Below are 26,995 nucleotides of genomic sequence, written 5' to 3'. Positions count from 1 at the left end.
TTGCAATCAATGGTAATCAGGCGTCTTTCTTCTGAAACACCGGTGACCTCGACATCTTGGATTCCTAAAAGTAATGTGGTAATATTGTTTTGCACTTGTTTGCCCCCCTTTATTATTTTGTGGTGATATAATTTTAGGTGATAGGGAAAACAAGTGCTATCTTTTTGCATAAAAATATCCATTGAGGAGGTTACTCCCCAACGGATATTATAGAGCCATAAAAAACCAAAAAATAAAAGAATATATGTTTGTCTTTCGCTGTGTCTGAGTATATACTAAATACAAAAAGACGAGGAGGTTTTTATGTTCGACAATCTGTACGCCCACATCGATCAAAAAGAACCATCGAGAAGACAAACCCTCCACGACCACCTGTATCACACGGCGGCGCAGTGCGCCCGCATGGGAAAAGAAGTAGCCATGGAAAAAATGCTTTTTTACGTGGGTCTACTCCATGATTGCGGAAAGGCAAAGTCGAGTTTCCAGAATAAAATCAGAACCAATTCAAAGGATCGCGTAGACCATTCCACTTACGGCGGTCTTTTGACACTGTGCTTTTTAGATGAGGTGTATTGCGGTCTTGAAGGCGGGGAGATAGATAAGGCGTTTGCGCCGGTCATCAAAAAAATTAACGAGGACGTCCATGTACTCATCGCCTTTAACGATTATGTTCATCTTTTGACCTATGCCATTATGTCTCACCACGGTCCCTACGATATGGTTCGTCAGAACCGGGAGAATCGCTATGTCTACACGTCCTTTGAGCGGGCGGAAAGGGAGAGGGTGTCTCCGGAATTTGAAAAAGACCTGGATGCTTTTCAAGAGCATTGGAAAAGGGAGGGCATCGATCTTAAAAAACTTTTTGCGGAAGGCTTTGACGAATACATAAACGTGGCAGAAAAACTAAATGCCTTGGCTGAGAGGAGTAGCGACGATGTGAACGAAGCCATGAGCTTTTACCGCGGGATGTTGGCGCGCCTGGTAGTGAGCGTATTAAAATCTGCCGATATAAAAGACACGATCAATTCCTACGACACCGTCATAGAAGAGGAAGACGAGGCGGCTCTTCGCGCGCTTATCGAGGATTTCGAGGCGCGCATTCTCGCCGCCTACGCCGCCTACGGCCCGCCGAAAGATGGTATGAGCCGTGGTCGAGCGGCCATTGCCGAAGCCATACTGGCCCGCTCTAAAGCGGATGATAGCGGGATTTACACATTGGATCTGCCTACCGGTGCGGGGAAGACCCTGCTTTCTCTGCGCTACGGCGTGAACCAAATGAAGTATCGGAAAAAGCGGCGTTTTTTCTATATTACATCCTATCTCTCCGTACTGGAACAAAATGCCGAGACCATGAAAAAAACCTTGGGCCATGAGGATCAGGTATTGGAACATCACTCCAATGTGGTAGAAGATGAGGAAGATGAAACGTCTCGCGGTGCGGAAGATGAAAAACAGGATTCCATGGCGGCGGTGCAGCGCCAATTTTTGCTGGGCGATTGGACATCGCCGGTGGTGCTCACCACCATGGTACAATTTTTCAACACCCTGTTTAAGGGGAAGTCCGCCAACCTTACCCGCTTTAAATCCTTCGTGAATGGGGTGGTGGTTTTAGATGAACTGCAATCTTTGCCGACGGATGTGCTCTACATGATGAATCTGGCATTGAATTTCATGAAGGCGGTTATGAACACCACCGTGGTTTTATCCACGGCGACCCAGCCCGCCTACGGATCCATGAGTTTGAAGCATCGCCTGGACTATGGCGACGAACATCAAAAAAACACCACGTTGGTCGTAGTGGCTGAAGAAGACAAAAAAAGTTTTGAACGGGCGAAAGTAGCCCTCTTGGGAAAAATCGACGAGGAACAATCCCTCGACGATGTAGCGGCCTTCGTTCTATCGAAAGAGGAAACATCGCGCTTGGTGATTCTAAATACCAAGGCGGCGGTGCGCGGCCTTTACGATCGATTGGCGTGCGCCATGGATGCGAAGGATCTTTATTATCTCACCACGAATCTAACGGCGGCGGATCGCCTGGCGCGAATCCGCGAGATCAAGACGCGACTTGAGACGGACGATCCCATTTGCGTTGTGAGCACCCAACTCATCGAAGCGGGAGTGGATGCAGATTTCGCCATGGTGGTGCGCTCCCTTACCGGCATCGACTCCATCGTGCAGGCCAGAGGTCGCTGCAATCGAGAGGGCAAGCGCAAAGAGGCCTATACCTATGTGGTGAACATGGATCGGCGGGAAGAAAACATCGCGCCTCTGAAGGGCATGGGCGAAAGAAAGTTGGCGAGCTACTTGATTTTAAGAGACGAGGAAGGAGAAATCGGCATAGAGAATTTTATTTCTCCTTATTTCGAAAAACTCTACGCCAACTTAAAAAAGGATGCCCTATCTCCCGTCTTTGATCTGCTTTCGGAAAATCCCATGAAGAAAGACATTTTGCTGAAATCCACTCCCGGCGCCGCATCTTTAGACGGCGGCATCCTTTTGGAAGACGGCAAGGTCATCAACTTTTTTCAGTCATTTAAAGAAGCCTACGAAGCATTTGAGCTCATCGACGAGGCGCAAGACGTGGCGGTGGTTTTATGTGAGGAAACGGAGGAAGCCGTCAACCGCCTGCGGGACATGGAAATGGGCTCCGCGCGCTTTGATCCGAAGGCTTTAAAAGAGGCGCGCCAAATGATTCGCAGCCTCTCGCGCTATACCGTGCCTTTGCCGAAAAAAACGACGAATGTTTGCGAGTCAATTTTAGACGGCATGGTGCAGGTACTACCCAAGGAATTTTACGACAAAGATTTTGGATTAAATTTGGATTATGAGGGGGGAATTATGATGTAAATAAAAAAAGGCCGTAGCGGCCTCCTTCTAAACAAATATCTTTCAATCCACAGCTTTCGCTGACAGATCCATTGTATCAAAAATAGAAACAGAAGAAAAGAACTTGACAGGGAATTTTTTATAAACTAATATGAAGATGAAAGGAGGTGAACTCATGAATCAATCAAAGTTTTTCTACGCAAAAGTGTACGGGGATCGGGCATTAATCACGTCTCCTGAAAGTAAGAGTGGAGGGGAGAAAATGAGCGCCATGATCCCAACTCGGGAAATGCTTCGCGGCATCGTCGACGCCAACTATTTTAAGCCAGTCTTAAAAAACGTGGTGGACGAGGTCCGCATCATGCACAGCATCGAGTCCTACACGCAAGGAACGCGGCTCTTACTAAAAAATTACGCTAGTGATCTCAGTGCATACACCTATCTTCAAGACGTATGTTATTACATTAAATTTCACTTCGAGTGGAATGAGGCGCGAGACGACTTAAAAGGCGATCGCAACTTCAACAAACACGAAGCCATTACGGAACGCTCCCTGAAGCGAGGCGGCAGACGACCGATCTTTCTCGGCACAAGCGAGTGCGCCGGCTACATTGAGGAGCTGACGGTAGAGCAATATGAAAACGACCCGGGTTACTACGACGACAAGACTTTGGGCTTCGGGCTTATGTTCAACGAATTTGTCTACCCCACGGAGCCGGGCGGCATGCTTCAAGCCGTTTACGCGCCCATCAACATGAAAAATGGCCGCATCGACTACAATGCAATGGAAGGGAAGGGCATTCTGCGGGAGGTCCGCAATTACGACTTTAAGGTGCCGACGCTGACAAAGTCCGTAGACGAAGAATTGGAAGACTATTAAAGGAGGTGAGACATGAGTTTATTGACAGCTTTACTGGATTCCTATGATTACGCCTTAGAACACGACATGGTGGGAAAGCCCGATGCTTATGGAAGTCTTCTTGTTCCAATGTTTTATGATTCTGCGGTTTCAGACGGCAAGAATATTCTGGAGGTAATTATAAGCAAAGAAGGCCGGTTCATAGCGTATGACTATGTGCCAAAAGGGGAAACCATTATTTTTCCTGTAACAGAAGATTCAGCTGCTCGCTCAAGCAATGTGGCGCCGCATCCTATTGTCGATAATATGAGTTACATCGTTCAGGATGGAAGTCCGCGAAATCAGGCATATATGGACCAACTTGATTCTTGGCTTGCATACGAAGAAATCGACTACATCCGTACAATATACGATTTTCTCAAAAAGGATGCGGCAATTAAACGTATTTATGACTCTCTTCTGCCTGAACCGATTGATGAAAATTTAAAAATCACTGATCCTAATAAAGCAGAGGAAGAGGAAAAGAAACGTGCGAAAGAGATCGAGAAGATACGCAAGATTTATATCATGTTCACGATAGCGGAATATGATGGGCAGAAGAATGTGAGCGTATCCGATAACCGTGACTTGCAAGAAAAGTATCGCGATTATTTTACGAACTGCCTATGCAATGAAAAGGAAAAGGTTACTTGTAATTTAAGTGGAAAGCAGGACTATCTTTGCATCAAACATCAACCTTTAATGGGGAGGGCGCGCTTAGTTTCGCAAATTGAGGCCAAGGAAGAAAATTGGCGAGGTCGTTTTACAATGCCAGATCAGAGCATAAAAATAGGCATGGAAACGAGTCAAAAGATTCATCTCATGGCCAAGTACTTACTATCGGGACAAGGAACGCGGCGCTGGTTAGGCGAGCAGGCCAATATGGTGAGCTGGTTTTCCGACGATCTCTCCAACGCGGCGGAATTTAATCCGACGAAATCCGCGGAAGTGGCATCTTCTGTTAAAAACCGCCTGCTGGCCTTGAAGCAAGAAAAGTCGGATGCATCCATGCTCGCCGATGAAATGACAGAAGACATCGTCAAGTCCTTTACCAACGGCAAGCGCCTGTTTTCTGATGATGCAACCTATTACATCGCCATTTTCGACAAGATCAGCAACGGACGTGTGGCTGCCAAGTATTTCCGGTCTTTGAGCGCGTCCCGTTTAAAAGAAAATCTGGTGGCGTGGCAGGAAAAGTACCATTGGCGCGGTTTCAGCAATGAAAATCGGGACAAGGAGTTTACGCCGAGTCCGAGGCGCATAGTACTGGCCGCCTATGGCGTGGAGCGGGACGGGATGTTAGAAATAGCAAAAAATGATTTTCTGAAAAATCAGTACCAAAACATCGTAACGGCTCTTGTGGAAGGGCGCGCCGTGCCACGAAATTTCGAAAAAGCCTTGGCCGTGAACATTCGTCACCGACAAAACTACGACAAGACGTGGATGGAAGTGCTGTTTTGCGCCTTGGCCGTGTTAAAAGATAAGGGAGGGATTAAAGACGCTATGCTAAATCGAGAAAACACCGATCGATCGTACTTATTCGGTCGCTTGCTGGCTTCATTCGAGTACTTAGAGGAGAGTACCTTCGGCGAAAAAGACGGACGAAGCACCAATGCAGAAAAAATGTGGACCAGCTACACCAATAAGCCGGCGACCATGATGTTGCGCTTAAGAAACTTAATGAAACCCTATGAGCGGAAGTTGGAAAGAAGCGATAAACCGCTGAAGCGGGCAGCGTTTTTTAACGCGACGCGCGAGATTCATGAAGCCACCAATATGCTCCATGAAAGCTACGATATGGATTCAGTGGAAGTCAATCGTCCATTGGACTACGGATTCATTTTTGGCTACGAGGCCCAAAGACAAGCTTTTTACTCAGGGAAAAACAAAGAAGTAACAGAAACCGAGGAGGTAGATCATGATTAACCATAAAGTCGACTTTATCTTTACCATCGAAGTGGAAGGGGCCAATCCCAACGGCGACCCCTTGACGGGAAATATGCCTCGCATCGACGGCAGAGGCTACGGCGAAATCAGTGACGTATGCCTGAAGCGAAAAATAAGAAACCGCATGCAGGACATGGACCACGCTATCTTCGTGAAAGCGGCAGAGCGTTGCGACGACGGATTCAATTCCTTGGAAGGCCGCTTTAATGCGAGCTTTAATAAAGATGTTTCCGACGAAGAAGTTGCCGAACAAGCCAACGAAAAATGGATGGATATTCGCGCCTTCGGCCAAGTGTTCACCTATCAAAAGCGCGCCCTGGGTGTTCGCGGCCCCGTCAGCATTTCCATAGGAAAATCCGTGGATCCCATTGAGACAACCACCATGCAAATCACCAAGAGCGTCAGTGGCATGGAGCCGAAGGCAGGTAAAAGCCGAAGTGCCGATACCATGGGAAGCAAGCACTATGTGGATTGGGGCGTTTACGTGGTCAACGGCAGCGTGAACTGCTATTTGGCCGAGAAAACCGGATTCGACGAAGAAGACTTGAAGGTTTTGAAAGAATGCATTCGCACCCTCTTTGTCAACGACGTATCCGCGGCCCGGCCGGACGGCTCCATGGAAGTAAAAGACATTTATTGGTTCAATCATTCGTCGAAAGTCGGCGATGTATCCAGCGGCAAGATCAAAGACTTGCTTTTACACGACGAGTTGAGCATAGGCACCGTGAAGCCCCACTACGAAGATTACAATTTCCGATTGGATGAAGAAAAACTAAAAGCCTATGAAGAAGAAGGGCTTACCGTCGAACATCTGAAAGGGCTCTAAAGTGATCGGGGAAGACGACTTTCTCATGTTGAGTGGCATTCAGCACTTTTTATTCTGCAAGCGCCAGTGGGCCCTGATTCACGTGGAGCAAGTGTGGAGCGAAAACAGCTACACAACCGAAGGCCAGCTGATTCATGAGAAAGTCGATCAGCCTTTCATTAAAGAAAAAAGAAAAGATCGGATCATCTCCCGAGCCATGGACGTCAGTTCCAAGACATTGGGACTTTCCGGTCGCCTCGATGCCATCGAATTCCATAAGGGAGAAGAAGGCGTTCCTTTAAAAGGGCGAAAAGGGAAATGGATGCCTATCGTCGTGGAATACAAACGAGGCAAAAAGAAAAAAGGCAACTACGACGAGGCCCAGCTCATGGCCCAGGCCATCTGCGTTGAAGAGACGATGCACGTGCGCATGAGTCACGGCTATCTTTATTATCACGAGACGGATTCCCGTGAAAAAGTAACCTACACTCCCGAGTTGCGCCAACTGGTTGCTGAAACAGCCCGTGCCATGCACGACTGCTACGAGAAGCGTCACATTCCAAAAGCGGAATTCTTTAAAAACTGCACCCAATGCTCCCTCTACGACGACTGTCGCCCGCGGCTTACCAAAAAAGCAAAAAATGTCCAACGATACATTTACGAGGCAGAACTATGAAAAAACTTCTGAACGTTCTATACGTCACCAATCCGGACTATTACCTGCGCAAAGAAGGCCTCAATGTGGTGGTGACCCTGGAGGGGAAACGCATGGGTCGCTTTCCCATTCACATTCTGCGGCAAATCGTCTGTTTCAACTACATGGGCGTGAGCCCGGACTTAATGAAACTCTGCATGGAAGAGCACGTGCCCATCACCTTCTTTACTCCCTACGGCAAATACTGCGGCCGCGTCATAGGCGCTTCCTATGGAAACATCCACACCCGAAAGAAACAGTACCGTCTGGCGGAAACCGAGGCTTCCCTCGACGTGGCCAGAAACATGATCTATGCCAAAGCCTACAATTCGCGGAAAGTGTTGATTCGAGGTCGGTTGGACCACAAAGAAGCCCTGGACTCTGAGCGGGTGCAAGAAGCCATCGACGCCACAAAAAACATGGATGGCGGAGATCAAAACTTGTAAAGATAAAGACAGTCTGCGGGGCATGGAAGGGGTCATTGCCCGCCTCTACTTTTCCGTACTGGACGAGCTCATTGTAAAGCAGCGAGAAGATTTTTACTTCATCGAGCGAAGCAAGCGACCGCCCATGGATCGGTTTAACGCCCTACTCTCCTTTTTCTACGCCATTCTTGCCAACGAAACAGCAGCGGCATTAGAAGGCGTTGGCATCGATGCGTATGCCGGCTTCTTCCATACCGATCGACCGGGGCGAGTCAGCATGGCGCTGGATATGATCGAAGAAATGCGCGCCTTCGTCGTGGATAAATTCTGCCTCGCTTTGGTGAATCTGAACCGCATTGACAAACGCCATTTCGAAGTGAAAGAAAACGGCGCCTGCCTGCTAAACGACAAAGGAAGAGAAATTGCCCTCAACCAGTGGAACAAACGCGGGCAAGAAGAAATCACGCATCCTTTTACAGAAGAAAAAATCAAACTGGGTCTCTTGCCCCATGTGCAGGCACAATTATTGAACGCCTACCTGCGCGAAGATATCGAGGCCTATCCGCCATTTATGATGGGAGGTTAAATGCAAATACTACTCACCTACGACGTGGAAACCGTCACCCCTCAAGGGCGAAAGCGCCTGAGGCAAGTGGCAAAAGTCTGCACGGATTACGGCCAACGCGTACAGAATTCCGTCTTTGAGCTCAACATCGATCCCGCAACCTTGGTGACCGTGAAATCCAAATTAAATGGTATAATTGAGCCAAAGAAAGATTCCATACGAATCTACAACCTGGGAAAGCATTGGGAACGGCGGGTCGAGACCATGGGATTGGATGATAGCTACAACCCCGAATCAGACCTACTGATGCTTTGAGAGGTCGAGCTGAACAGAAAAGCGCCGAGACCGCCTCACAAAAAGTCCCGGAAAAAAGCGACAAAACGCTTAAAAATGACTTAGCTGTATGAAAAAAGCCCGGAGAGGGGCTCAAAAATACAGTCGCACCCCTCGCGGGTGCGTGGATTGAAATCCCAACTCCGCCCGTGGTGGTCGAAAGGAAGGCATGTCGCACCCCTCGCGGGTGCGTGGATTGAAATTTACCATTTCAAACAACGAAACTGGAAATCTGTTGTCGCACCCCTCGCGGGTGCGTGGATTGAAATCGTTGATTGAAGAAAGGGAAGATTCGGAAAAATGAGTCGCACCCCTCGCGGGTGCGTGGATTGAAATAAAAAAAAGACTTGACAACGAGAAAAGAAGTCGATGTCGCACCCCTCGCGGGTGCGTGGATTGAAATCGTCACCCGAAGACGTAAAAGTAACTAGCACAATCAGTCGCACCCCTCGCGGGTGCGTGGATTGAAATCGACTAACCGCTTATTTACGGCCTCTTGAACCATGTCGCACCCCTCGCGGGTGCGTGGATTGAAATCACGCGACGGGCGGCTGCGTTAACTTCTTTCAATGGTCGCACCCCTCGCGGGTGCGTGGATTGAAATTAAAAACCAACTCACGGCGGTAACCATACCGCCGAGTCGCACCCCTCGCGGGTGCGTGGATTGAAATAACTTTGAATGATCTTGTCCCTTATGACGCCGAAATGTCGCACCCCTCGCGGGTGCGTGGATTGAAATTTATAGGCTTGGGTGTTTGAAGGCGTTTTTTATCCCGTCGCACCCCTCGCGGGTGCGTGGATTGAAATCTTATCTCTAAATCAAACACATGATCTATGCAGTTGTCGCACCCCTCGCGGGTGCGTGGATTGAAATAATTTCCGCTATCAAGGCCTCAGGCTTAACCTCTTCGTCGCACCCCTCGCGGGTGCGTGGATTGAAATGGGGAGCCTACGTATTACCACGTACACACCACCGGGTCGCACCCCTCGCGGGTGCGTGGATTGAAATGGGGAGCCTACGTATTACCACGTACACACCACCGGGTCGCACCCCTCGCGGGTGCGTGGATTGAAATAGGCCGCTCAAAAAGCGGGTTAAGCCGATCACCCGGTCGCACCCCTCGCGGGTGCGTGGATTGAAATGTTGGAGAGTTAAAGGATTTGACGTTAAAAGTTGTGTCGCACCCCTCGCGGGTGCGTGGATTGAAATCACTCAAAAAGTAACTTTTTGAGTGATTAAGCAAAGTCGCACCCCTCGCGGGTGCGTGGATTGAAATCCGCACAACTGGATCAAGGCCATCACGTCGTATTAGTCGCACCCCTCGCGGGTGCGTGGATTGAAATAGAATCAACTGGAAAGATAAAGAATCTTTATTGACGTCGCACCCCTCGCGGGTGCGTGGATTGAAATTTTTTAAAGGATCAAAAAAGAAGTTGACAAAAAACAGTCGCACCCCTCGCGGGTGCGTGGATTGAAATGCCCTCCACTGTGAGGGCTTTTATCCACGCATCGCTGTCGCACCCCTCGCGGGTGCGTGGATTGAAATTCCTTTTACGCTGGCGACGTATTTGCCTTTCTCCGTCGCACCCCTCGCGGGTGCGTGGATTGAAATAATAGGATTTGTGTGCGTGGCATAATGACCCCCCTATGTCGCACCCCTCGCGGGTGCGTGGATTGAAATCATCGTGCCCGCTTGTGCGGTGGCCGTCTCGTCTTTGTCGCACCCCTCGCGGGTGCGTGGATTGAAATTTCCTTACGTCACGCGCGGAGGGCCCTATGGTCTCAAGTCGCACCCCTCGCGGGTGCGTGGATTGAAATGGAATTCGGGGAGGTCCACAAACTTAATGACCTCGGTCGCACCCCTCGCGGGTGCGTGGATTGAAATGGAATTCGGGGAGGTCCACAAACTTAATGACCTCGGTCGCACCCCTCGCGGGTGCGTGGATTGAAATTAAAACAACCATGGAAAAACTAAAAAATAAATTCCGTCGCACCCCTCGCGGGTGCGTGGATTGAAATTGCCGGCACCTTAAACCTGGCCATAAGATTTTTTGTCGCACCCCTCGCGGGTGCGTGGATTGAAATAATTCTCGCGGGAGTGCGAACGAAATATAACCTGCGTCGCACCCCTCGCGGGTGCGTGGATTGAAATAGGCCGCGCTCGCAGCATACGCTGCGGACGTGCCGAGTCGCACCCCTCGCGGGTGCGTGGATTGAAATGGCAATCCCGGACACGTTGGGATTTACGCCGGAAGTCGCACCCCTCGCGGGTGCGTGGATTGAAATATCACCTACTCTATCATTTAATTATTTATCATTTAGTCGCACCCCTCGCGGGTGCGTGGATTGAAATAAATCATCAACTAGCCATTCGCCTTGACGTTCGGGTCGCACCCCTCGCGGGTGCGTGGATTGAAATCAAACTCACTATCACCGTACATATATTCTTCTGCGTCGCACCCCTCGCGGGTGCGTGGATTGAAATTTTACTTATTTGCATATTCCCTTGCGCGATGACGGGTCGCACCCCTCGCGGGTGCGTGGATTGAAATAGGTTACCTCCTTAATTTAATCTTTCATTCGTCACGTCGCACCCCTCGCGGGTGCGTGGATTGAAATCTAAAAAAGAGCAAACCAGATTTACGTATATAACGTCGCACCCCTCGCGGGTGCGTGGATTGAAATAAAAGGTGCCGTGGGGATCCATGCAGCGGGGGGACGGTCGCACCCCTCGCGGGTGCGTGGATTGAAATCGCGCTCTTAAGATCATGGCGGCCACCTCTTCGCGGTCGCACCCCTCGCGGGTGCGTGGATTGAAATAGTCGTTTCCGCCGCTGCACTTGCATTTCCGCGCTCGTCGCACCCCTCGCGGGTGCGTGGATTGAAATTCGTGCGGTGCTTGCGTGCCCACGTGTCGCCGACTGGTCGCACCCCTCGCGGGTGCGTGGATTGAAATATCCTTGAAAGCATAATCTAAATCAGTAGCGACGTAGTCGCACCCCTCGCGGGTGCGTGGATTGAAATTAAAATAATCATTGACAACGTGCGGCGGCGGTAGTATGTCGCACCCCTCGCGGGTGCGTGGATTGAAATAACGTGACCGATTTCCCACTCTGTACCTGTATTAGTCGCACCCCTCGCGGGTGCGTGGATTGAAATCTGTAACGGCTCTTTTAAGCCTTGGGTAAAGCTCGTCGCACCCCTCGCGGGTGCGTGGATTGAAATATCCTTGAAAGCATAATCTAAATCAGTAGCGACGTAGTCGCACCCCTCGCGGGTGCGTGGATTGAAATTAAAATAATCATTGACAACGTGCGGCGGCGGTAGTATGTCGCACCCCTCGCGGGTGCGTGGATTGAAATAACGTGACCGATTTCCCACTCTGTACCTGTATTAGTCGCACCCCTCGCGGGTGCGTGGATTGAAATCTGTAACGGCTCTTTTAAGCCTTGGGTAAAGCTCGTCGCACCCCTCGCGGGTGCGTGGATTGAAATATCTAAAAAGCTATAATATTGTCCATCACCGATGGTCGCACCCCTCGCGGGTGCGTGGATTGAAATTTCAATTAAGTCTTTAAGACCGTAGTTGTCATAATGTCGCACCCCTCGCGGGTGCGTGGATTGAAATGGGCGTGTACTTGTACGCCGACGGAAAGCGGTCTTGTCGCACCCCTCGCGGGTGCGTGGATTGAAATCATTGAGAGTAAGTATGCATGGTTGCAAAAGCAGGGTCGCACCCCTCGCGGGTGCGTGGATTGAAATGTAATACGGGGGTAGTAATTACAAATTATGAAAGGTCGCACCCCTCGCGGGTGCGTGGATTGAAATGATCCAGGCATCGGAGCCAAAAGCTTTGGTCAGGTCGCACCCCTCGCGGGTGCGTGGATTGAAATCTTGCACACACAATATGTAGTATAATAAGCCCATAGGGTCGCACCCCTCGCGGGTGCGTGGATTGAAATAGAACTCGGCCATTGGCTTACGTCCCGCCAGTCCTGTCGCACCCCTCGCGGGTGCGTGGATTGAAATCTTTTTTGCGACGGCGGCCCCGGAAGTCGATATAGGTCGCACCCCTCGCGGGTGCGTGGATTGAAATGAAAAATTAAATGTTAACGTAAGCAATAAATTTGGTCGCACCCCTCGCGGGTGCGTGGATTGAAATCTGGCACTTGGGGCGGATGGAATGGAACGATTTAAGTCGCACCCCTCGCGGGTGCGTGGATTGAAATCGCGCCACGCTGGACCCGCGGAACGTGCGGGACAGTCGCACCCCTCGCGGGTGCGTGGATTGAAATGACATTAGATGTAATCGCAAACACCTCTGCGGCAAGTCGCACCCCTCGCGGGTGCGTGGATTGAAATTCCCAGTTTCTACACTATAATATCTATCTCGTAGTCGCACCCCTCGCGGGTGCGTGGATTGAAATCGCGACCGGTGCCGCCGCTCTCGCCTGTGGGCCAAAGTCGCACCCCTCGCGGGTGCGTGGATTGAAATAGTCTTTCCCCGCTCGGACGTCTTCCCGTCGTCATCGTCGCACCCCTCGCGGGTGCGTGGATTGAAATAATGGATAACGTGACCTATGATTTCAGTCACGCCCGTCGCACCCCTCGCGGGTGCGTGGATTGAAATAGTCTTTCCCCGCTCGGACGTCTTCCCGTCGTCAGTCGCACCCCTCGCGGGTGCGTGGATTGAAATATCTCAAATCCTCCATTTTAGGTATAAAAAAACAGGTCGCACCCCTCGCGGGTGCGTGGATTGAAATGGCGGCGATAGTATTATTGAATCACGGTCAACGACAGTCGCACCCCTCGCGGGTGCGTGGATTGAAATTTCCTTACGTCACGCGCGGAGGGCCCTATGGTCTCAAGTCGCACCCCTCGCGGGTGCGTGGATTGAAATAATTCCGCCTTGATTTTTTCCACGTTTTTTTCACTGTCGCACCCCTCGCGGGTGCGTGGATTGAAATTATGGAAAAGCTTTTATCGACGAAACCGAAGACGAGTCGCACCCCTCGCGGGTGCGTGGATTGAAATAAGTGAGCAAATACAAAAGAGTTATCAGTCTCTTGTCGCACCCCTCGCGGGTGCGTGGATTGAAATAATTTTTCCTTTAATGGACCTGGTTTTTCCTGATCGTCGCACCCCTCGCGGGTGCGTGGATTGAAATGAAAACGCCGCTTTTCGCAATTTACAAGCCGCCTCGTCGCACCCCTCGCGGGTGCGTGGATTGAAATCCAGTTTTCGTCGAGATAGGGCTGGAGGATCTCGCGTCGCACCCCTCGCGGGTGCGTGGATTGAAATCTTACCGAATCAATCTTAGTAGACGTAAAAAAGGGTCGCACCCCTCGCGGGTGCGTGGATTGAAATAAAAAACCCTTTTCTATGAGTGTTTTCAAAAATTGGTCGCACCCCTCGCGGGTGCGTGGATTGAAATCCCGTACCCGTACCGAAACCTACATTCGGATCGGTGTCGCACCCCTCGCGGGTGCGTGGATTGAAATCCATTCGACTTCCGCCCATTTGGGCAGATAATCCGTCGCACCCCTCGCGGGTGCGTGGATTGAAATTCCTCGATGTAATCCTCGCGATCCCGCTCTTGATGGTCGCACCCCTCGCGGGTGCGTGGATTGAAATATCGACGGCGAAGAAACATGGTACGGCCCTTATGAAGTCGCACCCCTCGCGGGTGCGTGGATTGAAATATATAATTTGCGAAGTTGATCTGGATCATTCACAAGTCGCACCCCTCGCGGGTGCGTGGATTGAAATACCTATCGGGCGTGATACATACCGTTAGACGTGGTAGTCGCACCCCTCGCGGGTGCGTGGATTGAAATAAATAATTTGGGTTTATTTCTTGATCGGAAGTATAAAGTCGCACCCCTCGCGGGTGCGTGGATTGAAATAATTCAAAAATCACTTCACATTTCCCCGGATACGTGTCGCACCCCTCGCGGGTGCGTGGATTGAAATAAAAAAAGACTTGACAACGGAATAAAAGGTCGATGTCGCACCCCTCGCGGGTGCGTGGATTGAAATGCGCCCCTACATGACCTATACCACACATAGAGTGGTCGCACCCCTCGCGGGTGCGTGGATTGAAATGTTAGGTTGACTTGCTAAAAAACACTCAATACAAGGGTCGCACCCCTCGCGGGTGCGTGGATTGAAATTTCGTCTATATTGTAACATTTCGAAAATTGCTTTCGTCGCGCCCCTCGCGGGTGCGTGGATTGAAATGCTGGGTGAATCTTGGGAAGAAAAATCCGACACAGTCGCACCCCTCGCGGGTGCGTGGATTGAAATCTGCGTACGCTTGTAACCCGGTCCCCAAGATTTGGACATACCCCCTACCTCAAATCGTGTATAATTCAATTAAGGAGGGAAACCATGGGACGAGGAAAACTAACCGCTGAAGAACAAGAAATCTTACGCACCAATCCAAATGTCAAATCAGTCAACGAACAATACATTTTCTATACGACCGAATTTAAAAAACACTTCATTGATGCACTGGCCACGGGCAAGCGGCCTAAACAAATCTTCATTGAAGCCGGATTCGATCCCGAAATCTTAGGCGACAAACGCATCGAACGAGCCACCGCCCGGTGGAAAGAACGCCATATTCGGGACACCATTCTCGCTTCAATCGACCAGGAAGCTGCGAATGAAGCCCTCATAGCCATTGACGACATCGACGACATGAGAAAAGCCAAAGACAAACTGGCGAAGCAAGAAAAAATCATTCAACAACAAGCGGCGGAGATCGAAGCATTAAAAAAAGCTGGCTGGCTAGGAGGGAGGCGATGCGACAAGAAGGCCTATGGAACGACTGATCTCTGTAAAATCGTAGAAGAAACCGTCCAAGCCTACGGAAAAGCCATTAACATCAAAGCCCTTTGCAAAAACCTTCAACTGCCGCGAAGCACCTATTACTACTACAAAGCCAGCAAAGAAAACCGGCAACGAAGAGAAGACGCAGACCAAGAAGCCCTGTACTTCATACAAAAAGCCTATGACCATAGCGGAAAATATTACAACAAAGGCAGCCGTTCCCTGCGCATGGTTCTGAAAAACGACTACGACATCATCTACAACCGCAAAAAAATCCAGCGCATCATGCGAAAATACCAAATCATTTGTCCTGTGAAACAATCCCGCCCCTATGGCAAACGAAAAAACGACGGCCAAGAAAACAAAATCGCGCCCAACCGCGTCAAACGCGCCTTCAAACCCGGGAAAGCCAGAAAACTCTTCCTCACCGACATCACCTACATCAAACACCAAGGCCACTTCTCCTACGTCTCCGTCATCATCGATTCCCAAACCAACGAACCCGTCGCCCACAAAACCAGCACAAACTACAACCTCGACTTCGTTCTCGAGACCCTCGAACAACTCAAAACCTGCGGCCACAGCCAAAACGCCATCATCCACTCCGATCAAGGCGTCCACTACACCGCAAAAAAATTCCGAGACACCATCCAATCCATGGGCCTCATTCAATCCATGTCCCGAAAAGGCAACTGTTGGGATAATGCACCCTGCGAATCCTTCTTCGGAAAAATGAAACAAGAAGCAACATTCGACGAAAACGCCAATGACCAAGAGATCGAAGCTGCCGTCACCGACTACATAAACTACTACCGCTACCGCCGATACCAAGAAGGCCTCGACGACATGACACCATACGAATACGGATCAACACTACTCAATGCATAGGGGTTGACGTGTCCAAATCAATTGGTCCACCATACTTGTGACAACCACCCATCACGTAGGTCGCACCCCTCGCGGGTGCGTGGATTGAAATAAAGCGATTAGCGCAACTTCGAAAAGAGAATAATTGTCGCACCCCTCGCGGGTGCGTGGATTGAAATCATTATACGCTTGAATGGTCGGACGATAAAATCAGTCGCACCCCTCGCGGGTGCGTGGATTGAAATCTAAACACATATTTCCCCAAAAAAGAGCAAACTCGTCGCACCCCTCGCGGGTGCGTGGATTGAAATGTCTTTTTTGCATCTGATCTCTTTATAAGCTAAAGTCGCACCCCTCGCGGGTGCGTGGATTGAAATATCTATATCTACCTCCACCGTCACATGGGCCTGTCCAGTCGCACCCCTCGCGGGTGCGTGGATTGAAATAGCCCGTCGTTTTGCGCCGAGCTAAAGCAGCTGCGGTCGCACCCCTCGCGGGTGCGTGGATTGAAATCATAAATAGACATTATCGGAAGTAGAAAACACCCTCATCCCTCACGTGTACGAGAATGAATACTATGCAGGAGGCGCACATGAAAAGAATTCTTTCCCTTATCCTGATCATTGCCGTAGCTTTATCGGTCGCTTGCATGAAGACCGACACAGAGGAAGAGGAAAGGGCAGAACATAATTATCCGCCCATGGTCAAGGTGGCGGGGGTTGTGTACGTGGACACGGGCTATGAAAATGCCATGGCCACCTGCGGCACGGCAGACGGCAAAATAAAAACCGCCGTCGACGGAACCAAGAAGCCCGTAAGGGATGATCAATCGAATTTCGGCACGGGCTACGACTATCAATTTTGGGAAAAGGGCTATATGAATGTTCGCTTGAACAATCGGTGGATTTTGTTTAAGGACCTGAACCTAAAGAACGACGGCGATGGGATTCCCAAATGGGTTGCCCATTTTACGGCAAAGGTCATACACGCAGAAGAGGATTCCCTTCTCGTCCAGGCGACGGAGGTGGACGATGGGTTTTATTTTAAGGCGCGATTGACCAAGCCCATCGCCCTGCCCATTGAAAATTTAGATCACGGGAAGGATGGATTTGTCAGCACGGAAGGCCTTGAGGGAAAGACGGTGGTGGTTTATTTCGGCGGTGAAATAAAAAATGCGGAACCGGAAAGCTCCGTGCCCATCGGTCTCGAAAGGGTTTATAAAATTATTTTGAAGGAAACAACGAAATAGGAAACAACCCTATGGGCGGCGCGCAATGATTGCCATCGCGAGCCTTTGGGCCTTTTAGATCGCAGACAACCCCGAATGTGAGGGGTTGTTTTTTTGTGCGTTAAGGTGAAAGAAATCGAAGGTGTCGCCAAGGAGTAAAGAAAGATCGTCCTATGATAAAATAAGACATGAAATGGGTGAAACTATTTGGCAGGTAAATACAGGTGGAGAATCGATGCATGAATGCCGTTCGGGGTGAAAGGGATGGATTTCGCCGTTACATATTAATGCGAGGGAGAGCGGTTCGCGGCCTGAATGATCCATGGATCGCGGTTTGACAAAAGGATGGAGGATCAAATGAAGAAGCAGGATCAATACGACTGGGTGGATTTTTATGGGGAATTCGCTTTAAAATTGCTGGATTACAAGGACAAGAGAAACGAACTGATAGAAAAGGTAAGGGAAATTTACACCATGTCGGGCATGGAGATGCCGACTTTAGAGCGGGACAATCGCCTTGTCGATATCGATCCCTTTACGGTGTTCGGCCTTTTTAACAAAAAGCTGACGGACGAAAACCGTATTAAGATTCTCACGGCCATTGCCGCGTTATTTGAGGTGAAGAGGGCCGTGCCCACGTCCTTTGATAGTTTGCCCGTCCTTAATCCTCAAAATGCCACGTTCTATTACTTTGTGGATCAACGGGGGGCGGAGGACATCGATGATTTGTGGGCCTTGTATGAATCTGCCTTGGCCTATGCACAAGCCTCGACGGCAGAGAATCGGAAGACCGTGTCCCATTATTTCGATTTGGTGATGAATAAAAAAGGCAATGGCAATAGTAAAATCACCATGGCGTTGTACTGGATTGCGCCGGATGTATTTTTGAATTTAGACAGGCGCAACAGATGGTATATTTATAAATCGGGGAAATTGCCCGCCACGTTTGTAAAAGGGCTTCCTGAAATTAAGCCAAAGCTGCCGGCTGAAAAATATTTTAAGATTACCGAGGCGTTGAGGGCGTTTTTGCAGAGTGAGAAAAGTGAGTTAAAGGACTTTAAGGCGCTGTCTTTTGAAGCCTGGGTCTATTCGGAACAGGTGAATAAGGAAAAAGCGGAGAAAAAGGAAAATAAATTTTCTAATGCCTCAATTCTTCAATGGTTTGCTCCATTAATTCAGGCGCTTCGAGATTTAGGTGGCTCTGCCACACCGGCAGAGGCGAGAGCAAAAATAATAGAGAATGAAAATTTAACGGAAGAAGAGATCAGCGTTATCAGAGGAAAAAATAATATAAACAAATTTGAAAATGAAGTGGCTTTTGCCCGTAGTTATTTGGTAAATGCTGGATACATCGATAAAAGTGTTTATGGCATATGGACTTTAACAGAAGCAGGTATGACCGTGGAGATGACAAGAGCGCTGGCCTCTGACATATACAAAAATGTCTTCTCAGCTAACTCAGCTAAGTCGGATAAAAAAACCACTGCACTTGCAGACGACGATGTTCGGACGAAGCGTTATTGGATCTACGCGCCGGGGAAAGGCTCCTCTATGTGGGATGAGTTTTATAATTCCGGCATCATGGCCATCGGTTGGGGCGAAATGGGCGATTTAACCGCCTACGAAAGCAAGGATGCCATGAAGGCAAAAATGAAGGCAGTTTATGATGAAAATCTTTCCTACATAAACTCTGCCCACTTAACTTGGCAATTTGCCAATGAAATGAACATCGGCGACATCGTTTTTGTAAAACAGGGCATGCATCGGCTGATCGGCCGGGGTGTCGTCATGTCGGATTATGAATACGACGACGCCAGAAGCGATGAGTTTAAACATATTCGCCAGGTAAATTGGACCCACCGTGGGGAGTGGCCTCAACCAAAGCAAGCGGCCATGAAAACACTCACGGACATTACCCCCTACACAGACTATGTGGAAAGCCTGAAAGCCATATTTGAAGACGAGTCTGAAGAAGATGTGGAAGAAGTGGAAAAGACCTACCCGATTTATACAAAGGCAGATTTCTTGTCTGAAGTGTATCTGTCGGAGGAGGCTTACGAGAAGCTGGCCGGCATTTTGCAAGTCAAGAAAAATATTGTGTTGCAGGGTGCACCCGGTGTCGGCAAGACCTTTGCCGCCAAGCGATTGGCCTTTTCGATGATGGGTGTAAAAGATGTGGAGCGCGTGATGATGATCCAATTCCACCAAAGCTATTCCTATGAAGATTTCATCATGGGCTTCAGGCCCTCTTCCGACGGCTTCGAGCTCCGTCGCGGCGCCTTCTACAACTTTTGCAAAAAGGCGGAAATTGACGGGGACAACGACTATTTCTTTATCATCGATGAAATAAACCGGGGGAATTTAAGCAAAATATTCGGCGAGCTCTTTATGCTGATTGAAAACGACAAGCGAGGCGTCTCGCTGCAGCTCTTATACTCCGACGAAAAGTTTGCCGTCCCGAAAAATGTTTACATCATCGGCATGATGAACACGGCGGATCGCAGCTTGGCCATGCTGGATTACGCCTTGAGAAGGCGATTTGCCTTTTTTGAAATCAAGCCGGGCTTCGAGACGGATGGCTTTCAAGAATACAAACAGAGCCTGGAAAATGAAAAATTTGATCGCTTGATCGCCTGTGTGGAAAATTTAAACAAGGACATTACCGCGGACGACGCCTTAGGGGAAGGCTTCTGCATCGGCCATAGTTATTTCTGCAATCTTTCGCAGGAGACCATCGACGACCAAGTTATGTCCGGCATTGTGGAATACGAGTTGATTCCCCTTTTGAAAGAGTATTGGTTTGATGAACCGGCGAAGGTGGAAAATTGGATCGGCAGGTTAAGGAGCGCGATTCAGTGATACCGGTTCAAAACATTTATTACATGCTCTCCTATGCCTTTCAGGCACTGAACCGCCGGGGCTTCAAAAAGATCGCCACGGAAGAATTCAGCAACACGGCGGAACTGATGGCGGCCATTCTGGCCAAGGGCATCGCCTTTCAGCTGAAGCGCGGGCTGGGAAAGGCGTACTTGCCTTACACCGAGGCGCAGTCCACGATACGAGGGAAAATTGACATGGGCGCGTCGATTAAGACAAACAGCATGCTCAGGAAGCAATTGACCTGCACATACGATGATTTTTCCGTCAACACCACGATGAATCAAATCATTAAATCCACGGTGGCGTTGCTCCTAAAGGCAGACATCTCCAAAAGCAGAAAGAAAGAGCTGCGCAGGTTCATGGTGTTTTTTGCCGACGTCACGCCCATTCAATTGCGTGCAGTGAATTGGAATCTGCAATACAATCGACACAATCAAACGTACAGAATGCTGATCGCAATTTGCTATTTTGTCGTAAAAGGTCTGCTTCATACCCGTGATGACGGCACGACGGCGGTGATGGACTTTCTCGACGAGCAGAGAATGAGCCGCCTCTACGAGAAATTTATTTTGGAATACTACAAAAAGCATTATCCCGAGTTGTCTGCCGCCGCAGCCCAAATCCCCTGGGCGTTGGACGACGGCGCCGGCGACATGTTGCCTATGATGCAGAGCGACATCCACCTCGAAAGAGACAACCGAGTGCTGATTATTGATGCGAAATACTATGAGCACACGACGCAAGTTCGATTCGATAAACACACGATTCATTCGGGCAATCTTTACCAGATATTTACCTATGTAAAAAATCGTGAATACCAATTCGGCGAAAGGGAGAACACCGTTTCCGGTATGTTGCTTTATGCTAAGACCGACGCGTTGATTCAGCCGGATCAGGTGTATCAAATCTATGGCAATCAAATCAGCGTGAAGACCTTGGACTTAGATTTGCCCTTTGAGCAAATTGCCCATCAGCTGGATCGAATCGCGGAAGCCCATTTCTCGAACGCCCGACGTGTCTTTTAAGGTGCGCGGAAGCAAACACAAGCTGAATGGGTAGAAGCGGTGGCGAATCGAAGGCGGAGACGGAAAGAAAGACAGAAGAAGATCCCTTGCCCGGTCTTTGGCAAGGGAAGAAGGAGGTTTCTTATGATCGGAAGGATTTATCACGTGGGCCTTACGGTATCTGATTTGGATCGATCCATTGCTTTTTATCGCGATGTTCTCGGCCTTACCTATCAAGGGGAGATGGTCATGACCGGGCCCGCCACGGATGCGCTGTTTCAAAGGAAGGATTGCAAGGTGAGGGTGGCTTATTTAAATGGTTCGGAGCATGTGGAGGCGCCACCGGTGGAGTTGATTCAGTTTGTCGGCGACGCTGCTGAAAAGGAGGCTCCGGGTTTATTTGCGCCGTCGATTTCGGAGCTGTGTTTTTATACCGACGCCATTGACGCCGTTTACGAAAGGCTTCTTTCAAAGGGCGTGGATTGTTTGTCGCCGCCGGTGGCTTTCGATTTTACGGACCAAGGCTTCGGAAAAAGCAAGGCCTTTTATTTTAAAGATCCCGACGGGATTATTTTGGAGATGATGCAACCTCTTTAGGCGATTGAAGGAACAGAGCGGGGCCGGGCGGCCTTTCTCTGTTTTTTTATGGGGCTTTTGTCGTTTGCCTTTGGTTTTCCGTCGCGGGGCCTTTTATATTCCTTGCCTTTCGGGGGAAAATATATTAGACTATCAAGGACTACACATTTTTTTAACAAACATAGAGAGGAAGTGACTATGAAGACGCACAATCGTTGGTTGGTGCTCGCCGCCTGCGTGGTAATCAATTTATGCCTCGGGGCAGGTTACGCGTGGAGCGTGTTCCAGGGGCCTTTGGTGGAGTTGTTTGGTTTCACGCACGCGCAGGCGACCATCGCTTTTAGTATTTCTTTCGGCATGGGGCCGGTGGGCATGATTTTGTTCGGGCCGCTGCAGGATAAGAAGGGGCCGCGGCGGATTACCTTCGTCGGCGGTTTGTTGTATGGTTTAGGTTTTATTTTAACTTCGTTTACGACGAGCTTGGGATGGCTTTACTTGTCTTACGGCTTGGTGGCCGGGGCGGGAATCGGCATGGCCTATGGCTGCACCACGGCGACGACGGTGGCTTTGTTCCCGGACAAGCGGGGCCTCGCCAGTGGGCTGAATGCGGCGGGCTTCGGCTCCGGTGCCGTGGTCTTTGCGCCCATTGCGGCGGCGTTGATTCGCTCCTTCGGCGTGCTGCACGCTTTCCGCTATTTGGGCATCGCCATTTTGATCATTATTTGCGCCGCGTCCCTGCTTTTGGTGGGACCGAAGGAAAAACAGGCGCAAGGGGCGATTCCCGAAGGCGACAAGCGTCCCTCGGAAATGCTTCGCATGGGCCGTTTCTGGGTGTTGTGGGTAATTTATGCCATCGGCGGCATTAGCGGCATGATGATTATCGGTCACGCCTCGCCTATTTCTCAGGAGCACATCGGCTATCCCTTGGCCATGGCCACGGCGGTGGTTTCCATCGTGAGTCTGTCCAACACCCTGGGCCGGATTTTCTGGGGCTCCATGTCCGACCGCTTCGGACGCTACCCGGTGGTGAGCATGATGTTTGCCGTGTCCACCGTGGGGATGCTGCTCATGTATTTAAATATTTCGCCGGTGATTTCCGTGACGGGCATTGTGCTTATCGCCCTGTGTTACGGCGGTTTTCTCGGTATTTTCCCGGGGATTACCGTGGAAAATTGGGGCGCCACCTTTAACGGGAGCAATTACGGCTACATGTTTGCCGCCGTGGGCATTGCCGCAGTCATCGGCCCCGTCCTCGCCGCTTCGGCGAAACAGGCCAATGCCGGCGACTACGGCCCCGCGTTTTTCATCGCGGCGGCGCTGAATATTGTGGGCCTGGCCCTCATGCTCGGTTTTCAAAAATTTCAAAAGAAAAAGGCAAGTGAATAAATAAAGGTGTGCACGGCGCACACCTTTTTTATTGGCTATTCAAATGCATGGTATTTGCCTTTCACGCAAATGCCTTTTATTTTGCCCTTCAATGTTTTGCCCAGGAGAGGGGAATTGTGGCTCTTGCCGCGGAAGAAGGTTTCATCCACAGCGGTTTCGCCTTCGGGATCGAAGAGCACGAATTCGCCGCCGGCGACGCCTTTGTGGGGCAGCTTGTAAAAATCCGCCGGGATTTTAGTCATGGCGGCGACAAGGTCTTCCAGTTTGCATTTATCCCTTAGCACCAGCTCCGTGTAGAGGAGCGCAAAGGCGGTCTCAAGTCCGGTGATGCCCGACGGGGCCTCTTTCAGTGGCTTGTTTTTTTCTGCCGACGTGTGGGGGGCGTGATCCGTGGCGATGCAGAAATTTTCGTGGCCGATAAATGTCGCAAGATCCGATGCGTCCGCCGCCGTGCGAAGAGGCGGGTTCATTTTCGCCAAGGTGCCGTAGGTCTTCACATCGTCTCCGGTCATGGTTAGGTGGTGGGGCGTGATCTCCCCGAGGACCTTCGCCCCCGATGCGGCGAAGGCGGCCACCAGCCGGGCGGTTAGGGCGCAGGAAATGTGCTGAATGTCAAGCTTGGCGCCCAGGTAGTGGGCCAGGGAAAGGTCTCGGGCAGAAAGGCTGTATTCCGCCATGGCTTCGGCGCCTGCGAGATCGAAGGCGGGGGCGAAGCGGCTGTCGACGCCCGGGTTTTTCACATGGGTGGGGTCCTCTTCGTGGAGGCTAATGGGCAGATCCAAGGCCTTGGCCCGCAAGAGGCCTTCTTTTAGAAGATCCATATTATCCACGGGAAAGCCGTCGTCGGAAAAGCCCACGGCTCCTAATCGCGCCGCCTCTTCCATGTCCACGAGCACCTCGCCCTTTAAGTCTTTCGTGAGAGCGCTCACGGTGTAGGCATGAAGGGGAAGCGCCTTTGCCCGGGCGTAGAAACCTGCGATGGCATCGCCGGTCATGACGGGTTTCGTGTTGGCCATGGCCAGTATGTAGCCGAAGCCGCCGTGCAGAGCCGCCGCGGCGCCGGTTTCCAAGGTTTCTTTTTCTGTAAAGCCCGGGTCCCTTAAGTGGACGTGCACGTCCACAAAGGCGGGAAAGGCCATGAGGCCCGCGCCGTCCATGGTCGTGTCCGGACCTTCCACGAATGCGGTGAGGGTGGCGGTTTCATTGCGATTTAATACGGGATCGATGATGCGAACATTGTTTACGGTAAGTGTAGCCATGGCTCCTCCTAATAAGCCTGCGAATCGATGATAGAATTCAGTCGCAAACGGGGTAAGTATAGAATAACGAATAGAGGTGGATTATGAAAAAATACAAAGCATTTGACGTGGTTGGTCCCATTATGGTGGGGCCTTCAAGCTCCCACACGGCGGGCGCCTGCAAGATCGGCAACGCCGCATTGGCCATTAGCGGAGACAGCCCCTTTCACAAGGTGCGCTTCAATCTCCACGGCTCCTTTGCCTCGACCTACCGCGGTCACGGCACGGACATGGCCCTGGTCGGCGGCATCCTGGGCATTCTGCCCGACGACGAACAGCTGAGAGACAGTTTTAAAATTGCCGAGGAAAAGGGCTTGGCCTATGAATTCGTGGAAACGGATTTAGGGGATCGCCATCCCAACTCCGTAGAAATTGTGTTCTTCTACGACAACGGCGGCCATTTGTCCGTCACCGGCTCTTCCATCGGCGGGGGGAATATTTTAATCGTGGCCATTAACGACATCGAAGTGGCCTTTAAGAATCAATACCCTACCCTTATTTTACAATATCAGGAACAAAAAGGGGTCATCGCCCTGGTTTCTTCTATCTTAACAAACAACGACTACAACATCGAAACCATGGTCACCAACAAAATCGACGACACGGTGACTTTGGTGACGGAAATTACCCATTCCGTGGATCCCGCAATTTTGGAGCCGATCCTCAAAGATCCCCGCTTTGAATTTGCGAAATACGTGGATATTATTAAACCCATGGAAAGGAGACGTTCATGATAAAAACGGCAAAGGCATTGATTGAATTGTGCCGAGAAAAAGACTGGAAGATTTCAGATTACGTGTTGGAAGAAGAATCCAAGGGCAACGAGGAAAAAAAGGCCGCTATTTTAAACGAACTGCACCACATGCTGGCCATTATGAAGGAATCTACGTCCCGCACCTTGGAATCGGGCACGAATTTAAAACACGATTTAATTAAGGACTTCGGGAAAAAGACCTGGGAATATTCAAAGAGCGGCAAGCAATTCGTCACCGACGAAAAAACCCTGCGGGCCATGGCGCGAGCCTTTTCCACCTTTGAATCCAACGCCGAGATGGATGTCATCGTGGCAGCGCCCACGGCAGGCAGCTGCGGCATCGTGCCGGCGGCGTTGGTGACGGCGGCGGAAGACATCGACGCCTCCGACGACGCATTGGTGGAAGCTCTTTTGACATCCATCGGCATCGGCCAATTTATCGCCGGCTACGGCACCTTCGCCGGAAGTGAAGGGGGTTGCCAAGCGGAATGCGGCGCGGCCTCATCCATGGCGGCGGCGGCCCTGGCCCAGCTTTACGGCGGCGACGTGGAAACCTGCTTAAATGCGGCATCCATCGCCATCGTAAACATTTTGGGCTTGGTCTGCGACCCCTTGGGCGGGTTGGTTCAATACCCCTGCACCTTCAGAAACGCATCCGGCGTCTCCAATGCCCGGGTCAGCGCCGACATGGCCCTCGCCGGCACCTACAGCATCGTGCCCTTCGATGAAGTCTGCAAGGCCATGAAAGAAGTGGGCGACGCCATGCCCGCCTCCCTCCGCGAAACGGGGATCGGCGGCTTGGCCGGCACGGACACGGCCAAAACCCTTTGCGGGAAAATCTTCGGTTAATAAATCTAACCTTTGGTAAAGAAAGGTAAAACAATGCCGCCCCGTCCTTTTTTCGGTCGGCCTTTCGGGTACAATAAGAACAAGAAAACAATTCCGACAACAAGGAGGCCATGATTTATGATTACTATGGAAAAAATCGATTACGTGATTTCCGTTACCGGGGCAAGCTACGGCGAAGTTCGTGAAGCCCTGCTTACCGCCGACGGCGACGTAGACAAAGCCATTCGCTTGCTTATGGGCGAAGAAAAAGCCGAAGGCGAAGCGAAAGAAAGCTTCAGCTTCAAAGACGACAAAAAGACCAAAGCGGAAGACATTTCCGACACCATTTCCAATTTCGGCGAAGAAGTCATCGACGCCGTGAAAGAATTCTGGGAAAAAGGCAATGCCACCAAGCTCGTGGTCATGGACGAAAAAGACGAAGTGATCTTAAACGTCTCCATGAACCTGGGCGCCATCTGGACGGTCATCGCACCGGTTGCGGCCCTCATGGGCGTGGGCATCGGCATCATCAGCCGCTGGGAATTCTACATCTATTTGGACGACGGAAAAGTCATCAACGTGAAAGACTATATTACCAACAAACACCGCATGCGGTAAAAAGGAGCAGCGCCTTCGGGTGCTGCTTTTTTGCATTAGAAAACCCCCGGTTAGACCGGGGGTTCCGTTTAGCTTTAGCGATAATTGCCCGTTATTTCCAGCGTGATATGATGAGAGAGGTCTGCCAACCAATCACAATCAGGAGGAAATAATGACATCACTAAATCACACCCATAGTTTATCACACACAAAATGGAATTGTAAGTATCACGTAGTGTTTGCTCCGAAA

The 26,995-nt window shown here is 50.4% G+C and carries 18 protein-coding genes, 1 pseudogene and 2 CRISPR repeat arrays; of the genes and pseudogenes, 18 read left to right on the top strand and 1 reads right to left on the bottom strand.

The features are described from left to right. Positions 1–303 precede the first annotated feature (303 nt). The 14 genes from cas3 to KO087_RS08065 all read left to right on the top strand — a co-directional run bounded on the left by cas3 (position 304) and on the right by KO087_RS08065 (position 23,268). Complete coding sequence (gene cas3, locus KO087_RS08130; protein ID WP_215508766.1) at positions 304–2,847, top strand: CRISPR-associated helicase Cas3'; 2,544 nt, start codon at positions 304–306, stop codon at positions 2,845–2,847. A 154-nt stretch (positions 2,848–3,001) separates the two neighbouring features. Then, positions 3,002–3,706, top strand: a complete 705-nt coding sequence (gene cas5c / locus KO087_RS08125; protein WP_215508765.1) for a type I-C CRISPR-associated protein Cas5c — start codon at positions 3,002–3,004, stop codon at positions 3,704–3,706. A gap of 12 nt (positions 3,707–3,718) precedes the next feature. Beyond that, a complete protein-coding gene (gene cas8c / locus KO087_RS08120; protein ID WP_215508764.1) occupies positions 3,719–5,650 on the top strand; it encodes a type I-C CRISPR-associated protein Cas8c/Csd1 in 1,932 nt (643 codons plus the stop codon). After that, the gene (gene cas7c / locus KO087_RS08115) at positions 5,643–6,497 is read left to right on the top strand and encodes a type I-C CRISPR-associated protein Cas7/Csd2 (RefSeq protein WP_215508763.1); all 855 of its coding nucleotides are present in this window, start codon (positions 5,643–5,645) and stop codon (positions 6,495–6,497) included. Before cas8c ends, cas7c begins: the two co-directional genes overlap by 8 nt. 1 nt (position 6,498) lies before the next feature. Next, positions 6,499–7,152 (top strand): CRISPR-associated protein Cas4, encoded by a 654-nt coding sequence (gene cas4, locus KO087_RS08110; RefSeq protein WP_215508762.1) that lies wholly within the window; start codon positions 6,499–6,501, stop codon positions 7,150–7,152. Continuing rightward, positions 7,149–7,616 (top strand): CRISPR-associated endonuclease Cas1, encoded by a 468-nt coding sequence (gene cas1, locus KO087_RS08105; RefSeq protein ID WP_251374992.1) that lies wholly within the window; start codon positions 7,149–7,151, stop codon positions 7,614–7,616. The genes cas4 and cas1 (KO087_RS08105) overlap by 4 nt, the downstream gene beginning before the upstream one ends. Further along, complete coding sequence (cas1, locus tag KO087_RS08100; RefSeq protein WP_251374990.1) at positions 7,594–8,181, top strand: CRISPR-associated endonuclease Cas1; 588 nt, start codon at positions 7,594–7,596, stop codon at positions 8,179–8,181. Before cas1 (KO087_RS08105) ends, cas1 (KO087_RS08100) begins: the two co-directional genes overlap by 23 nt. Further along, the gene (gene cas2 / locus KO087_RS08095) at positions 8,182–8,475 is read left to right on the top strand and encodes a CRISPR-associated endonuclease Cas2 (protein ID WP_215508761.1); all 294 of its coding nucleotides are present in this window, start codon (positions 8,182–8,184) and stop codon (positions 8,473–8,475) included. 122 nt (positions 8,476–8,597) lie between these two features. Then, positions 8,598–14,799: a CRISPR direct-repeat array (repeat unit 32 nt; unit sequence GTCGCACCCCTCGCGGGTGCGTGGATTGAAAT). Positions 14,800–14,883: 84 nt separating this feature from the next. Further along, complete coding sequence (locus tag KO087_RS08090; RefSeq protein ID WP_215508760.1) at positions 14,884–16,215, top strand: IS3 family transposase; 1,332 nt, start codon at positions 14,884–14,886, stop codon at positions 16,213–16,215. 59 nt (positions 16,216–16,274) lie between these two features. Continuing rightward, positions 16,275–16,707: a CRISPR direct-repeat array (repeat unit 32 nt; unit sequence GTCGCACCCCTCGCGGGTGCGTGGATTGAAAT). Positions 16,708–16,786: 79 nt separating this feature from the next. Then, the gene (locus KO087_RS08085; RefSeq protein ID WP_215508759.1) at positions 16,787–17,443 is read left to right on the top strand and encodes a hypothetical protein; all 657 of its coding nucleotides are present in this window, start codon (positions 16,787–16,789) and stop codon (positions 17,441–17,443) included. Positions 17,444–17,779: 336 nt separating this feature from the next. Then, positions 17,780–20,281 (top strand): DUF8426 domain-containing protein, encoded by a 2,502-nt coding sequence (locus KO087_RS08080; protein WP_215508758.1) that lies wholly within the window; start codon positions 17,780–17,782, stop codon positions 20,279–20,281. Then, entirely contained in the window at positions 20,248–21,327 is a 1,080-nt protein-coding gene (mcrC, locus tag KO087_RS08075; protein WP_251374988.1) for a 5-methylcytosine-specific restriction endonuclease system specificity protein McrC, read from the top strand. The genes KO087_RS08080 and mcrC overlap by 34 nt, the downstream gene beginning before the upstream one ends. A gap of 123 nt (positions 21,328–21,450) precedes the next feature. Continuing rightward, on the top strand, positions 21,451–21,903 hold the full coding sequence (locus tag KO087_RS08070; protein WP_215508757.1) for a VOC family protein: 453 nt from the start codon (positions 21,451–21,453) through the stop codon (positions 21,901–21,903). 177 nt (positions 21,904–22,080) lie between these two features. Further along, the gene (locus KO087_RS08065; RefSeq protein ID WP_215508756.1) at positions 22,081–23,268 is read left to right on the top strand and encodes an L-lactate MFS transporter; all 1,188 of its coding nucleotides are present in this window, start codon (positions 22,081–22,083) and stop codon (positions 23,266–23,268) included. A 35-nt stretch (positions 23,269–23,303) separates the two neighbouring features. On the opposite strand, the gene KO087_RS08060 is transcribed toward KO087_RS08065, so the two are convergent. Further along, the gene (locus KO087_RS08060; protein ID WP_215508755.1) at positions 23,304–24,527 is read right to left on the bottom strand and encodes a dihydroorotase; all 1,224 of its coding nucleotides are present in this window, start codon (positions 24,525–24,527) and stop codon (positions 23,304–23,306) included. A gap of 83 nt (positions 24,528–24,610) precedes the next feature. Here KO087_RS08060 and sdaAB point away from each other — a divergent pair, with 83 nt between their 5' ends. The 4 genes and pseudogenes from sdaAB to KO087_RS09650 all read left to right on the top strand — a co-directional run. Beyond that, the gene (gene sdaAB, locus KO087_RS08055; RefSeq protein WP_215508754.1) at positions 24,611–25,300 is read left to right on the top strand and encodes an L-serine ammonia-lyase, iron-sulfur-dependent subunit beta; all 690 of its coding nucleotides are present in this window, start codon (positions 24,611–24,613) and stop codon (positions 25,298–25,300) included. Then, positions 25,297–26,169 (top strand): L-serine ammonia-lyase, iron-sulfur-dependent, subunit alpha, encoded by an 873-nt coding sequence (sdaAA, locus tag KO087_RS08050; RefSeq protein ID WP_215508753.1) that lies wholly within the window; start codon positions 25,297–25,299, stop codon positions 26,167–26,169. The genes sdaAB and sdaAA overlap by 4 nt, the downstream gene beginning before the upstream one ends. Before the next feature lie 117 nt (positions 26,170–26,286). Then, positions 26,287–26,766 (top strand): DUF4342 domain-containing protein, encoded by a 480-nt coding sequence (locus tag KO087_RS08045; protein ID WP_215508752.1) that lies wholly within the window; start codon positions 26,287–26,289, stop codon positions 26,764–26,766. A gap of 151 nt (positions 26,767–26,917) precedes the next feature. Then, positions 26,918–26,995: pseudogene (locus tag KO087_RS09650) on the top strand (IS200/IS605 family transposase); the annotation flags it as partial.

Source organism: Peptoniphilus rachelemmaiella (genome assembly GCF_943169845.1).
GTDB classification, from domain to species: Bacteria; Bacillota; Clostridia; order Tissierellales; family Peptoniphilaceae; genus Aedoeadaptatus; species Aedoeadaptatus rachelemmaiella.
The sequence above is the reverse complement of the archived record's forward strand: the minus strand, read 5'-3'. Positions and strand labels throughout refer to the sequence as shown.